We start from the raw sequence: 12,506 nt of genomic DNA on the forward strand, positions 1-12,506 counted from the left end.
TGGTCCGGAGCCTTCCGGCACCCACGCGGCGCCCGGTCATCCGCTCGCCCGACCAGGGACCCGCGCCGACCTCGTGATAGCCGCGACGGCGCTCCAGCCCATGACTCCGGGCGCAGGAGGGACCCGGGCGACCGGCACGCCTCGGCCGGGCACCCGCGGTGCCTTCGCCTGGCGACGGTGGTCAGAGGCTTCCCGCACCCGCGCGGCGCCCGGTCATCCGCTGGCCTGCGGGAACCCCTCGGCGCTCACGTGCTGCATCACGCCGCTGGCGACGCGGTAGCGGCCGTTGGGCACGTCGGAGGACCTGGTGATGTGGACCGCCAGCGGGCCCGCCCACTCGTAGCCGCGCCGCTCGGCGTGCCGGACCAGGCTGTCGGTGAGGGTCTGGCCCACCCGGCCGCCGCGGCGTGCCAGTTCGTCGTGGACGGTCTCGGCGAGCGCGACGTCGTAGGCGTTGGGGACCATGACCCGGCCTTCGGCGCAGACCACGGCGTTGCTGTCGCATTCGGTGCACAGGGCGTCGAGCAGTTCGACGGGCTCCTTGTCGAACGCCCTCGCCCAGAGTGCTTCCCATCGGTTTTCCAGTGCCTTCTCCAGAGCGCTGATGGCGCCCATGCGGTGTCACCTGCCGGAGTCTTCTCGGGGGCGGATGCCGTGGGACGGCGCGGTCATTTCTCCTCGTAGTCGTCGGGGCGCACCCGGGCCTCCTCCAGGGCCTCGCGCATCGTGCGGCCGGTGGCGCCCTGCGGGCGCGACGCGCTCTCCTCGCGCTGGTCGAGGACGTCGTCGGTGGTGTCGGTCTTGGGCCGGTTCTCTTCCGGGACGGTCATGACCGCGGCTCCCTCGTTCCGTCGTGTCGGGATCTTCCGATGCGGCGGGTTCCCGGAGAGCGCGCGGCTATCCCTCCCCCTGGGGGCGGTCGGCGACGGCCCTGGTGAGCCGGGTCGGTGAGCTATGTTGAACCTCCGTGGGAGACAAAGGAGGCGCACCCGTGCCATCGCCGCAGCAGGCACGCGCGCAGGCATCAGCGATCACCTCGGGACGGACGGCCCCGGAGGCGGAGGTCTCCCCTACGGCCCAGCTCCGGACGCTGTTCGACCGGCCCCGCCTCTCCCCGGGGCAGCGGCGCATCGCCCAGTACCTGATCGAGCACCTCACCGAAGCGGCGTTCCTGTCCATCACCGACCTCGCCGAGCGCGTCGGCGTGAGCCAGCCGTCGGTGACGCGGTTCGCCTCGGCGGTCGGCTTCAGCGGCTACCCCGCGCTGCGGGAGCGGCTGCAGTCGATCGCGCTCGGCAGCCGGGCCGGCGCCCCTGCCGAGGAGACGCGCGGCAACGAACTGCAGGCGGCCGTGGACGCCGAGATCGAGAACCTGGAGAACCTGCGGCGCGACTTCGCCGACCCGGACCGGGTGATCGACGTCGGCCGCAAGCTGGCCGCGTCGACGCCGCTGACCGTCCTCGGGCTGCGCATCTCCGTCTCGCTCGCCGAGTACTTCGCCTACGCCGCCCGTCGCATCCACCCCGACGTGCGTCTCGTCAGCCGGGGCGGCAGCGTCGCCTACGACGCCCTGCTGCAGTCCCGTGAGGCGGGGGGCACCTGGGTGCTGGCGTTCTCGATGCCCCGGCACGCCCAGGAGACGCTCACGGCGGTGCGGGTGGCGCGCGGCGCGGGGCTGAAGGTCGCGCTGATCACGGATCTGGCGCTGGGGCCGGTGGTGGACGAGGCCGACGTCACCTTCGCCACCGGAACCGGGTCGCGGCTGGTCTTCGACTCCTACGCGGCGGCGGGCGTGATGTGCTCCGCGCTGCTGCAGGCGATGACCGACGCCGACCCGGAGCGGACGCAGGCCCGGCTGGAGGAGTACGAGCAGCTCGCGGACCAGCACCAGTTCTTCCTCAGGGACTGAGCCGCGCGATCGGCCGGTGCAGACGGGGTCCTTCCCCGTCAAAGCAGGCATGAATGTTTTCATACGCCTTGCAAAGCAGATGGCATATATAAATACTGCTCACGGATCGCGACCCGGCCGTACCGGACCGCATCCGCACCTGCGCGAACACCCCGGTCCGCCGACTCCTACCCGCTCCGGCGCGCCCGGGATGTTCCGTCGGGCATCGCCTGCGCGAGCGCCCGTGGCGGTCCCGGTCATCCCCTGGGCCGGGACCGCCTCCCCACCCGTCGCACCACCCCGACGACGCCGCACACCGGAAGCGATGATCATGCCTCTGACGTCCACGCGCATCAGCCCGGACTGGCCGTGCCAGGTCAAGACCCCCGGCAGCTACGACTGGGAGCGCTCGGCGGCCAAGTGGCTGCGCGAGCTGGTGCCGGCCCGCTACGCGGGCTATCCGGCGCTGATCCGGCACCCCGTGCTCCTCGCCCGTCACGCACAGATCCAGGTCCAGCACGAGATACGGGTGGCCCGCACCGCCCTGCAGACCGCACGGGCCGACCTGCCCCGGCTCGGCCTGCCCGAATCGGTCATCGAGCACACGATCAAGCTGTACGCCGCGGAGGTCCTGCAGTTGCAGCACATCGCCCGCAGCGTGCGCGCGGTCACCGAGGCGCTGGTGGAGCGCACCACGGCCGGACGCTGACGCACCGGGACCGGCCGGCCGTCCGGGGCATGACCGGTCCCCCGCGTGGCACACAGGGTGGATGAGCACGACGGAAGCGCCCCGCGGCGAGCCGGTGACCACCGTCCTCACCTGGGAGGTGCGCCCCGGCCAGGAGCGGCGGTTCGAGGAGTGGACGCACGGGATCACCCGCTGCGCCGCGCGGTTCCCCGGGAACGAGGGCGTCTCCTGGCTGCACCCCGAGGAGGGCCACCGCTACCACGCCGTGCTGCGCTGGTCCGACCCGCACCGGCTCGCCGCCTGGCTGGACTCCCCGGATCGCGCCCGGTGGCACGCGCTCATCGAGGGCGTGGCCACGGAGATCAGCAGCGAACGGCAGTCGACGACCGGGATGGAGACCTGGTTCAGCCTGCCCGGCACCACCGTGCGGGCCCCGCCACGGTGGAAGATGGTGCTCACCACCTTTCTCGGCGCGTATCCCTGCACTTTCCTCATCCAGTGGCTGGTGACGCCCCGGACGACCGACTGGCCGCTGGCGTTGCGGGCCGCCGTGTTCCCGGTGGTGCTGCTGCCGGTCCTGACCTACCTGGTCATGCCCCTGCTGAGCCGGTTGCTGCGGCTGTGGCTGTACCGGCCGCCCGACGGCTGAGCGCCGTGCCGTGCGGGGGCCGGAAATCCAGTGCCGAAAGCCGGTCAACGAACGCGGCTCCATGTGCGATGCTCATCGCGTGACGAGCGAACACGCCACGCCGGCGGGTTCCGGCACGGCGCCCGACCCGGCCGCGCTGGCCGAGATCGTCGCCCGGCAGCGTGCCGAGATGGACCGGCTGCGCGACCTGGCCGCGACGTCCGCCGTCGTGGAGCGGGCCAAGGGCGCCGTGATGGCGCTGGCCGGGGGCTCCGCCGAGGCCGCGCACGAGACGCTGACGCAGCGGGCGAAGGCGGCGCGGCGCACGCTGCTGGAGGAGTGCTGGATCACGCTCGGAACGCTGCTCCCGTCGCTGCCCGCCTCCAGGGACGGGTCGGGCTCCGCCGGGACCGCGCCTCCCGGCGTCACCGGCTCCGGCGGCCGCGGCCCCGCCGTACCGCCGCCCACGTCGGGCGACGTCTCCTCCGCTCTGGCCCGCCTCGCCCGGGCGCTGCTCCGCATCGGCTCGCCGCAGGAACTCGCCCGGTGCCTGCTGGATCAGCTCACGCCGGACATCGCCGCCGACACGGTCGTGATCTACGCCCGTCAGCCGTCGGGCGAACTCGTGCTGACCGGACACGCCGGCGTCGACGACGGGCCGGCCACCGAGTGGCTCCGGGTACCGCGGCCGAGCGGTACGGCGGTGCTGGACGCCCTGCGGGACGGGGAACCGCAGTGGCCGGCGGACGTGGAGCCGCCCGGTGACCGGCCCGGGGGACGGCGGTCCGGGGCCTGGCTGCCCGTGCCGCCCGGGGATCCGACCGACGTGTGCCTCGGGGTGGTGCGCCGCCACGGCGAACCGTTCACGGCCGACGCTCGCGAGTACCTGCGGGCCGTCGCCCGGCTGTGCGCCGGTCGCCTGCGGGCGTTCGACCGCTCGGCCGAGCCCGTCGCGAGCGGTGCCGCCGGCGCCGTCCAGCGGGTGTTCGACGCGCTGCCGGTCCCCGCGTTGCTGCTCACCCCCCTGCGCGCCCCCTCCGGGGAGGTCCGGGACTTCCTGATCGACGCCGCCACGGCGCAGGCCGCCGAGGTCTTCGGAGGCACCGGCGCCGACCCGGTCGGCCGGCGGCTCCTCCAGTGGCGCCCGGCGACGGCGGGCGAGCCGCTGTGGCAGGGGTGCCTGCGGACGCTGGTCACCGGGGAGCCGTACGAGGGCGAGCCGTGCGGCCACCAAGCGGCGGGGGCCGGCCCGGAGCCGCCCGCGTACTCGGCACGGGTGACGGCGCTGGACGGCCAACTGATGCTGACCTGGATCCGCCACGACTCCTCCGACCGGCAGCAGCAGCGGTTGGCGGATCTGCAGCGACTGGGCAACCTCGGCTGGGCGAACTGGAACCTGCTCAGCCACGAGGCCAACTGGTCCGCCCAGGTCTACGCCATCTTCGGCCGGGATCCCGCGCGGGGCCCGGTCCGCCTCACCGGCCTGCCCGGCATAGCGCTGCCCGACGACGCGCCCGCGCTGGCCCGCGCCGTGCGGGCCCTGGTGGACGAGGGGCGGCCGTGCGACGTCCCGTTCCGCACCAGGACCCCGGCCGGTGTCCGGCATCTGCGGATCGTCGCCGAGGTCGCGGCGGATGCCCACGGCACGCCCGTCGAGGTGCACGGCTTCGTACAGGACCTGACCGCGCGGCGCCGGGTGGAACTGGCGCTGGTCGCGAGCGAGCGGGCGATGCTGACGCAGCACGACGTCCTGCTGGCCGAGCAGACGCTGGCCGCCCGGCTCCAGCACGCGCTGCTGCCGCTGCCCGAGCGACCCGTGCGGCCGGCCGGGCTGCGCGTCGAAGTCGCCTACCTGCCCGCGCAGTCGGGGCTCCAGGTCGGCGGCGACTGGTTCAGCGCCATCGAACTGCCGGGCGGCGACGCCCTGTTCGTGGTCGGCGACGTCGCCGGTCACGGCGTGGACGCCGTCGCCACCATGGCCCAGCTCCGCTTCACCGCCAAGGGCATGATCATCACCGGCTCCTCGCTGACCGGGGCGCTCGTCCGGCTCAACACGCTGCTGCTCCACTCCCGGGACTCCCACGGCACCGCGAGCATGGTCCTGGCCCGCTACGACCCCGGCCGGCGCCGGCTGCTGTGGGCCCAGGCGGGTCATCTGCCGCCGTTGCTGCTGCGCGACGGCGAGGCCCGCTTCCTGGACCGGCCGGGCGGCATGCTGCTGGGCGCGAGCACCACCCCGGCCTTCGAGGAGGCCGAGTGCCTGCTGGAGCCGGGCGACCGCCTCATCCTGTACACCGACGGGCTGGTCGAAAGGCCCCCCGAGAACATCGACCTCGGTCTGGAGCGTCTCGCGGAGTACGCCGCCCACCACGCCGGCGAACCCGCCTCCCTGGACCTGCTCCTCGCTTCGATGCTGGTCGGGGACCGGCGGGACGACGTGTGCGTCCTCGACATCCAGGTGCCGGACGACAGGGGCCGGGGAACGTCCGGCGGCCCGGGTCAGTCCACCGGGTGACCGGCGTGGATGGTGCGGGCGTCGTGGAGCCTGAGCAGCGGGCCGCCGGACGGCTCCCGTTCGCCCCACTCGACCGGATCGAGGACGAACCCGACATGGTCGCCCCCGTCGGCGTGCCGCACCACCTGGCCGACGAACCAGGCCTCGGCGTCCTCCAGCACGGGGGCTCCGCCGTGTCCCTCCCGCCAGCGGACCTGCCGGAACTTGTCGACCCGGTCGCCTGTCTCGCCGCCGAACAGCTCGGCCAGAGGCCGCTGTTGACGGGTCAGCAGATGAACGGCCAGGACCTGCGCGGAACGTGCCACCCGGTAGGTCCGGTTGACCTCGGACAGCCACACGACGAACCGCACGGGTTCGAGGGAGCACTGGGAGGCGAACCCGACCAGGCAGCCCGCCCGCTCCCCGCCGGCCGCGGCCGTCACCACGCACATGTCCGGGTCGAGTCGGCCGAGGAAGGCGTCCATGTCCGCCATGCTAGGCGGAGGGGACGGATCAGGCCGCCAGGAACCGCCGCAGGGACCCGCGCACCGCGGTGACGAAGGCGTCCCTGACCGTCTCGTCGAGGGCGTCCAGCGACAGGTACGGGTTGAGGTCCTCCAGCTCGACCAGGAGCAGCTCACCGCCGGGAGCGCGGCAGGCGTCGACCCGCTGGATGCCGTGGTCGATGCCGTTCCACTCGATGAACCGACGGGCGAACGCCAGGTCCTCGTCGGTGGCGTCGTAGGGCTCCAGCTGCCAGCGCCGGTCGGGGTCCGGCGCGTACAGGGCGTACTGGAAGTCGTGGTCGACGAAGTAGAACGAGACCTCGTAGGCGAAGTCGATGCGCGGCTGCACGAGGACGTCCCCGGCCCCGGCGCTCGCCGTCTCGCGCACGCGGTCCGCGGGGACGATCCGCAGCCCTATCGAGTCGGCACCCAGCTTCGGCTTGACGACGTACTGGTCCGCCGCGGGCAGCCGGTGCAGGTCCTCCGGCCGGTCGACGGTGGGGATGACCGGGTGACCCGCGGCGGTCAGCTCCAGCAGGTACTGCTTGCCGGCCATGTCCGCCCTGCCCGTGAGCTGGTTGTAGACACGTGCGCCGCACTCGGCCGCGCGCTCGCGGAAAGCGTTGTACGCGGCCCGATGGGCCAGGACGGGGCCACTGTTGCGGACGACCACGGCGTCGAAGGCGTCCAGCAGGCCGGCGGCTTCCGCCGGGTGGCACAGCGCCAGGTCGAAGTCCTCGCGCAGACGCGAGGTCAGGAAGATGTCCTCGTCGCAGTAGCGCCGCCCGCGTGCCGGGTAGGCGAGGTCGGTGACGTAGAGGATGCGGGGGCGCTCGGACGGCATGCGGGACTCCTCAATGCAGATCGCACGCGATCGTATGCGACCTCCGAGCGCCGCGGGCACTCAGCATCCTCGAACTGCACTGAGTGCCATCCGGGCCGTTCGGCTGCCACGTTCCCGACCATGAGCTCCAACGGTGCGGCGCCCCGCCGCGGGGCGGTCTTCCCCGACCACGAGCGGTGCCTCGCCGACATGACAGCCTTTCGGGGTGCCGGGTCTGCGACGCGGCCCGTCTGGTCCTGACCCTGGACTCCGAGAACCCCGCCTTCTCGGTACAGCGTTAACGCCTCACCCGACAGGTTCCGGGCCTGGCCGCGTACGAGTTGTCGGCGGTCCGGCGCTACCGGCGCGCCCCGGCCGAGTACCTGCGCGAGCGCCTGGCCGACCACCCGGACGGCGTTCTGCGGGCCGACGTCATCGCGGCCGCGGTCGTCGCGGCGCACAACAACGCGCTGCGGGCTGGCTGCGTTCGGACGGGCGGGGCGACGCGAGCGCGACGGTGGACCACGCGCCGGGGTACGCGCAGTCCGCCTTCGGGGGTGCCCCCGCTGTGCCCCGCGGCCCGGGCGGCGAGGACGTCGTGGTGGTCGTCTCCCGGCGCGGAGCGCCGCTGCGGCGGGTCGTCCAGGAGCTCGAGACCGCCCTGGGACGCCACTGACCGACGCCCGGCTTCCGGGTCCAAGAAGCATGAAGCGGTACGGAGTCCAGAAAGATCGGTACGGAGTACCTTTACGAGTGGCACTCAGTGCCATACTCTGTCGGTCGTGCACGGTGGCACGGCAACCGGGCACACGCGTGCCGGGTCGACCCCGCGCGCGGGATTCCGGCCGAGTGCAGGGAGTTGACCAGCGTGTACCACCACTCAGGAAGCGTCGCTCAGCAGGAAGCCGGCGCCGCGACGGGTCTGCTCGATCCCGGAGCCCCGGACACCGAGGCCATCCTCTTCCAGCGCTGCACCTGGTGCGGCACCGCCATGTACCACCGGCTGCTGTGTCCGGTCTGCCGTGGCAGCGACCTGCGGACGGAGCGCAGCGAGGGCACGGGGACGGTACGCCACTCCACGGTGGTGCATCGCAACACCCCGGCCGCACGCAACGTCTCCCTGATAGAGATGGCCGAGGGCTTCGTCCTGCGCGGCCGGGTGATGGGCCCGCCCATCGGCATCCACAGCGGGGACCGGGTGCGGCTGTCCACGGCCAAGGACCCGGTACGGGGCGAGCCGGTCTTCCAGTTGGTGGACGAGCCGTACCGGGCCTGGACCTGAGGGCCGGTCAGTTCCGGGTGGGCCTGCTCACGGCGTGAGCGTGATCCTGATGCCCACGGTGCCGTCCAGCCCCCGGCGCAGTCGGCTGCCGAGCAGGGTGAGGCGGCCGGTGATGCCGTACTTGCGGGCGATCAGCCGGCGGTAGCGGTCGGTGGTGGCCGGGTCGGCGATCCCGGCGGTGGCGGGGATCTGCTCACCGGTCGGGTTGCCGCGCAGGTCGCACGGGCCGACCAGGACGTCCGAGCGGTTCCTGATCCGCTTGACCTTCCAGCTGTCGGTGGCCGTCCAGACGCCCAGCGAGTCCCCGTCCCGCACGACCCACACCGGGGTGGCGACCGGGGTGCCGTTCTTCCGGTAGCTGGTGACCAGCAGATACTTGCCGGCGCCGAGCCGGGCGAGGGAAGCGTCGTCGTCCATGACCGGGCAGTCTAAGGCCTTGGTTTCACCGCCGGTCGGGACAGTGTCGCAGCCATGCGCCGCACCCCCTCCTCGATCACCTCGGGTGAGGTCGCCAGGTTGAGTCGTACGTGCCCCGCCCCGCCGGTGCCGAACGGGATTCCGGAGCTGAGGGCCACCCGGCCGCTGCTCAGGAACGTCTTGGCCGGGTCGTCGCCGAGCCCGAGCGCACGGCAGTCGAGCCAGGCGAGGTAGGTCGCCTCCCCGGCGTGGTGGACGACGCCCGGCAGGTGCTCGGCCAGCAGTTCGGTGAGCAGCCGCCGGTTGTCGTCGAGCCCGGCGAGCAGGGCGTCGAGCCAGGCCGTGCCGTCGCGCAGGGCGGCGGTGTGGGCGATGACGCCGACATGGCTCGGCCCGTGCCCGACCTCCTCGGGCATCCGGGCCAGGTCGGCGGCGGCACCGGGTCCGGCGAGGGCGAGCGCCGCCTTGAGTCCGGCCAGGTTCCAGCCCTTGGAAGCGGACATCAGCGCGAGGCCGCGCTCGGCGCCGGGCACGCTCAGGTACGGCACGAAGCGTACGCCGCCGGCGACGACCGGCGCGTGGATCTCGTCGGCGACGACCCGGACGCCGTACCGCTCGGCGAGGCCGGCCACGGCGGCCAGCTCGTCGGCGGTGTGCACGGTGCCGGTCGGGTTGTGCGGGCTGCAGATCAGGTACGCGGCCCGTCCGCGGCCGGCGGTGGCCTGCCGGAAGGCGGCCTCCAGGACGTCCAGGTCGATGCGCAGGTCGGCGCCGAGCGGTGCCTCGACCACCCGCCGGTCCATGTGCGTCAGGAACTGGTAGAACGGCGGGTACACCGGAGGGTTCACGATCACGGGGTCGCCGGGCCCGGTGACCAGCTTGACCATCTCGACGACGCCGAGCATCACGTCGGGCACGATGGCGGTGCGTTCCACGGCGGGACCGTCCCAGCCCCACCGTTTGCCCGCGAACGCGGCCAGCGCCTCGGCGTAGGCGTGGCCGGCGGGGTAGCCGGTGTCGCCGAGTTCGAGGGCGTCGGTGACGGCGCGCACCACCGGTTCGGCGAGCGGCACGTCCATCTCCGCCACCCACAGCGGCAGCACGTCCTCGGGGTAGGTACGCCACTTCATGCTCGTACGACGGCGCAGACGGTCGAGGGTGAGCGCGCGCAGGGGGTTCGGTTCACCGGGCGGTTCCTGCGGGATCCTGGTCATGGGCCACAAGATAGGGGGCCGTGGTGTGACCGGGAAACGGGACGACGGGGTGTCGGACGCGGCGGAGGGGGCGTTCTGGGAGGTCGCGTGCGACGAGTCGGGGTCGGACGGCGAGAACCTCACCGGCGGCAACACCGATGTGTTCGCGCACGCCGGGGTGCGGCTGCCCGTGGTGTCCGCCGCCGCGTCCCTGCGGGAGATCCGCGACCGGATCCGCTCGCCGGCCGAGGAGTACAAGGCGGGCCACCTGCTGCGCGAGAAGCACCGGGCGGTCCTGGAATGGCTGCTCGCCCCGTCGGGGCCGATCCACGGGCACGCCCGCGTGCACCTCGTGGAGAAGGCGTTCTTCGTGGTGGACCGGGTGGCCGGCCTGCTGCTCGGTGACCCGGCCGAGGCCCTTGCCCTGTCCCGGGAGGGGCGGCGTACCTTCGGTGACGAGGACTGGCGGGGGTTCCTCGCGGCGGCCAACCGGCTGCTGCGGGCCAGGAGCGACGGCACCGGCCCCGGGGAGCCGGCGGCCCCCGTGGACGTCTTCCTCGGCACCATCGAGGCGCTGCGCCGCGCGCATCCCGGGACACGGGCGGCGGCGACGCTGGGGCGGCTCGCGGCCGCCCGGCCACGCGCGGACGCCTACCGGGCCCGGCTGCTGGAGGGTCCGCCGCTGGTTCCGGTCCTCAACCCGCTGCTGCCGGCCATCGTCAGTACTGCGGTGCTCTGGAGTGACGGCGGGCGGCCGGTGCGTCTGGTGCACGACCGGCAGAACATGCTGACGCCGGCCCGCATCGCCTGGATCGAGGAGACGGCCCGCTCGCGCGGTGCCGCGCTCGACGGGCTGCGGCTGGTGGAGTCCCGGCTCGACCCGCGGGTGCAGCTCGCCGACTTCCTGGCCGGGATCGCCCGCAGGATCGCCTCCGACGAGCTGGGCGGGCGCGGTGACGCCGTACTCACCGGGCTGCTGCGCCCCTATGTCGCGCCGGCCTCCGTCTGGGGCGACGAGCGCAGTTGGGCCCTGCTCACCGGGAGCACCGGCGCGGGCACCGCGGCGACCGCGCGGCGCACGGGATCGCCGGCCGGGTGAACACGGCCGTTCCGGGCCCCGTATGGAGGGAGGGCGCTCGACGTCCGGAGGGCCCCGCGGCGGTGACGCCGCGTGTTCTGGTTCGGGAGCGCAGGCATGAGGCACGCACGACGACGCATCGTCCGGCGAGTGGCACGGCTGGCGGCCGTCGGCGGACTCCTCCTCGGGGGGACGATGGTCACCCGGGCCGTGGCGAGCGAACCCCCGGACGCGTCCGCTGTTCCGCGCACGGTGGCGCAGTCGGCCTCCGGCACCGGCGCCGGCCTCGTGTCACGGCTCGGCGACTCCCGTACGGCGGGTCACTGGGTCGGCTCCGACGGACGGCCGGTCGTCGCGGTCACCGACGAGGACGCGGCCGACCAGGTGCGGCGCGCGGGCGCCGAGGCCAAGGTGGTGCGGCACAGCATGCGGGAGCTGAGGTCGGCGACGTCGGCGCTGCGTGCGGCGCCGCGGGTGACCGGGACGGCCTGGGCCCTCGACTACCGGTCCAACGAAGTGGTGGTACGGGGAGACAGCACCGTCTCCGGGGCCGACTGGGCCTGGCTGACCGGGGTCGCGGAGGACATCGGCGGCTTCGTCCGCATGGAGCGCACCGAGGGCACGTTCACGACGCGGGTCAACGGGGCGCAGCCGATCCTGTCGACGGCGGGCCGGTGCTCGGCGGGCTTCAACGTGACCGACGGGCGGAAGGACTTCATCCTCACCGCCGGTCACTGCGGTCCCACGGGGTCGGTCTGGTTCGGCGACGGGCAGGGCGACCGGGAGGTCGGGAGCACGGTCGCCGGGAGCTTTCCCGGTGACGACTTCTCCCTGGTGGAGTACGCGAGCGGCAAGGCGGGGGACGGCGCCGACGTGGTGGCGGTCGGCGGTGGCAAGGGGGTGCGGATCACCGGTGCGGGCGATCCGTCCGTCGGGCAGCGGGTGTTCCGCAGCGGCAGCACGACCGGGCTGCGCGACGGCCGGGTGACGGCGCTGGGCGCGACGGTGAACTATCCGGAGGGCACGGTCACCGGACTGATCGAGACGGACGTGTGTGCGGAGCCGGGGGACAGTGGGGGGCCGATGTTCTCCGAGGGCGTCGCGCTGGGCGTGACCTCGGGCGGCAGCGGCGACTGCTCCGAGGGCGGCACGACGTTCTTCCAGCCGGTGACGGAGGCGCTGGCGTCGCTCGGCGTCCGGCTGATCGCGTCCCCCGAGGCCGGAACCGGGGCCGGAAGGGGGTCGGAGCCCGCGCCTTCGCCGTCGGCGGCCGGTGGCGGCGGCGACGCGCCGGGTACGGCCTCGCCGGGGGCGTCGGCGCCGGTGACGGGTGTCGACGGCTCGACGCTGCTGTCCCGTCTCACGGACCGGCGGAACGTCGGGCCCGGTCTGCTGGTCGTCGCGGGCAGCCTGATCGCGCTCGTGGCCACCCGCTGGATCCGCGCGGAACAGGACCGCAACGCCTACCGCCGGTACTACTCGGCGACGTGGGGCTGATCACCGGCGTGG

At 73.8% G+C, this 12,506-nt stretch carries 13 protein-coding genes and 1 pseudogene; 8 read left to right on the forward strand and 6 right to left on the reverse strand.

Annotated elements, in window-relative coordinates; translation table 11 throughout:
• Positions 1–213: 213 nt before the first annotated feature.
• Positions 214–615 (reverse strand): DUF3662 domain-containing protein, encoded by a 402-nt coding sequence (locus IE260_RS20960; protein WP_189874082.1) that lies wholly within the window; start codon positions 613–615, stop codon positions 214–216.
• 53 nt (positions 616–668) lie between these two features.
• Positions 669–830: a hypothetical protein gene (locus IE260_RS20965; protein WP_189874084.1), complete on the reverse strand. Its 162-nt coding sequence runs from the start codon at positions 828–830 to the stop codon at positions 669–671.
• Between the two features lie 161 nt (positions 831–991).
• Between IE260_RS20965 and IE260_RS20970 the strand changes: the two genes are divergently transcribed.
• The 4 genes from IE260_RS20970 (at position 992) to IE260_RS20985 (ending at position 5,719) form a co-directional block, all read left to right on the forward strand.
• Positions 992–1,909 carry a MurR/RpiR family transcriptional regulator gene (locus IE260_RS20970; protein WP_189874086.1) on the forward strand — a complete coding sequence of 306 codons (918 nt, stop codon included), beginning with the start codon at positions 992–994 and terminating at the stop codon, positions 1,907–1,909.
• 304 nt (positions 1,910–2,213) lie between these two features.
• Positions 2,214–2,597, forward strand: coding sequence for a hypothetical protein (locus tag IE260_RS20975; RefSeq protein ID WP_189874088.1), 384 nt, complete (start codon positions 2,214–2,216; stop codon positions 2,595–2,597).
• Positions 2,598–2,658: 61 nt separating this feature from the next.
• Positions 2,659–3,225 carry an antibiotic biosynthesis monooxygenase gene (locus IE260_RS20980; protein WP_189874090.1) on the forward strand — a complete coding sequence of 189 codons (567 nt, stop codon included), beginning with the start codon at positions 2,659–2,661 and terminating at the stop codon, positions 3,223–3,225.
• Between the two features lie 61 nt (positions 3,226–3,286).
• Positions 3,287–5,719 (forward strand): SpoIIE family protein phosphatase, encoded by a 2,433-nt coding sequence (locus tag IE260_RS20985; protein ID WP_189874092.1) that lies wholly within the window; start codon positions 3,287–3,289, stop codon positions 5,717–5,719.
• On the opposite strand, the gene IE260_RS20990 is transcribed toward IE260_RS20985, so the two are convergent.
• Together IE260_RS20990 and IE260_RS20995 are read right to left on the reverse strand one after the other, a co-directional pair.
• Positions 5,704–6,192, reverse strand: a complete 489-nt coding sequence (locus IE260_RS20990) for a flavin reductase family protein (RefSeq protein WP_189874094.1) — start codon at positions 6,190–6,192, stop codon at positions 5,704–5,706. The two genes, IE260_RS20985 and IE260_RS20990, sit on opposite strands and share 16 nt — an antisense overlap.
• A 19-nt stretch (positions 6,193–6,211) precedes the next feature.
• Entirely contained in the window at positions 6,212–7,048 is an 837-nt protein-coding gene (locus IE260_RS20995; protein ID WP_189874096.1) for an ATP-grasp domain-containing protein, read from the reverse strand.
• A 144-nt stretch (positions 7,049–7,192) separates the two neighbouring features.
• On the opposite strand from IE260_RS20995, the pseudogene IE260_RS21000 reads away from it, so the two are divergent.
• A pseudogene (locus tag IE260_RS21000) lies at positions 7,193–7,703 on the forward strand (acyl-CoA-like ligand-binding transcription factor); the annotation flags it as partial.
• Positions 7,704–7,895: 192 nt separating this feature from the next.
• On the forward strand, positions 7,896–8,309 hold the full coding sequence (locus IE260_RS21005) for a Zn-ribbon domain-containing OB-fold protein (RefSeq protein WP_189874097.1): 414 nt from the start codon (positions 7,896–7,898) through the stop codon (positions 8,307–8,309).
• 27 nt (positions 8,310–8,336) lie between these two features.
• On the opposite strand, the gene IE260_RS21010 is transcribed toward IE260_RS21005, so the two are convergent.
• Together IE260_RS21010 and IE260_RS21015 are read right to left on the reverse strand one after the other, a co-directional pair.
• Positions 8,337–8,726 (reverse strand): PPOX class F420-dependent oxidoreductase, encoded by a 390-nt coding sequence (locus IE260_RS21010; protein ID WP_189874098.1) that lies wholly within the window; start codon positions 8,724–8,726, stop codon positions 8,337–8,339.
• 11 nt (positions 8,727–8,737) lie between these two features.
• Positions 8,738–9,940, reverse strand: a complete 1,203-nt coding sequence (locus IE260_RS21015; RefSeq protein WP_189874099.1) for a MalY/PatB family protein — start codon at positions 9,938–9,940, stop codon at positions 8,738–8,740.
• A gap of 25 nt (positions 9,941–9,965) precedes the next feature.
• Between IE260_RS21015 and IE260_RS21020 the strand changes: the two genes are divergently transcribed.
• Together IE260_RS21020 and IE260_RS21025 are read left to right on the forward strand one after the other, a co-directional pair.
• Entirely contained in the window at positions 9,966–11,018 is a 1,053-nt protein-coding gene (locus IE260_RS21020; RefSeq protein ID WP_229880968.1) for a hypothetical protein, read from the forward strand.
• 96 nt (positions 11,019–11,114) lie between these two features.
• Complete coding sequence (locus IE260_RS21025; RefSeq protein ID WP_189874101.1) at positions 11,115–12,494, forward strand: S1 family peptidase; 1,380 nt, start codon at positions 11,115–11,117, stop codon at positions 12,492–12,494.
• Positions 12,495–12,506: the final 12 nt, after the last annotated feature.

This window comes from Streptomyces viridiviolaceus (genome assembly GCF_014650995.1).
Lineage (GTDB): Bacteria > Actinomycetota > Actinomycetes > Streptomycetales > Streptomycetaceae > Streptomyces > Streptomyces viridiviolaceus.

Excerpts from the sequence above, each read along its gene's own strand:
- IE260_RS20960 (WP_189874082.1), bottom strand. The coding sequence starts at position 615 with ATGGGCGCCATCAGCGCTCTGGAGAAGGCACTGGAAAACCGATGGGAA.
- IE260_RS20965 (WP_189874084.1), bottom strand. The coding sequence starts at position 830 with ATGACCGTCCCGGAAGAGAACCGGCCCAAGACCGACACCACCGACGAC.
- IE260_RS20975 (WP_189874088.1), top strand. The coding sequence starts at position 2,214 with ATGATCATGCCTCTGACGTCCACGCGCATCAGCCCGGACTGGCCGTGC.
- IE260_RS20980 (WP_189874090.1), top strand. The coding sequence starts at position 2,659 with ATGAGCACGACGGAAGCGCCCCGCGGCGAGCCGGTGACCACCGTCCTC.
- IE260_RS20985 (WP_189874092.1), top strand. The coding sequence starts at position 3,287 with ATGTGCGATGCTCATCGCGTGACGAGCGAACACGCCACGCCGGCGGGT.
- IE260_RS20990 (WP_189874094.1), bottom strand. The coding sequence starts at position 6,192 with ATGGCGGACATGGACGCCTTCCTCGGCCGACTCGACCCGGACATGTGC.
- IE260_RS20995 (WP_189874096.1), bottom strand. The coding sequence starts at position 7,048 with ATGCCGTCCGAGCGCCCCCGCATCCTCTACGTCACCGACCTCGCCTAC.
- IE260_RS21010 (WP_189874098.1), bottom strand. The coding sequence starts at position 8,726 with ATGGACGACGACGCTTCCCTCGCCCGGCTCGGCGCCGGCAAGTATCTG.
- IE260_RS21015 (WP_189874099.1), bottom strand. The coding sequence starts at position 9,940 with ATGACCAGGATCCCGCAGGAACCGCCCGGTGAACCGAACCCCCTGCGC.
- IE260_RS21025 (WP_189874101.1), top strand. The coding sequence starts at position 11,115 with ATGAGGCACGCACGACGACGCATCGTCCGGCGAGTGGCACGGCTGGCG.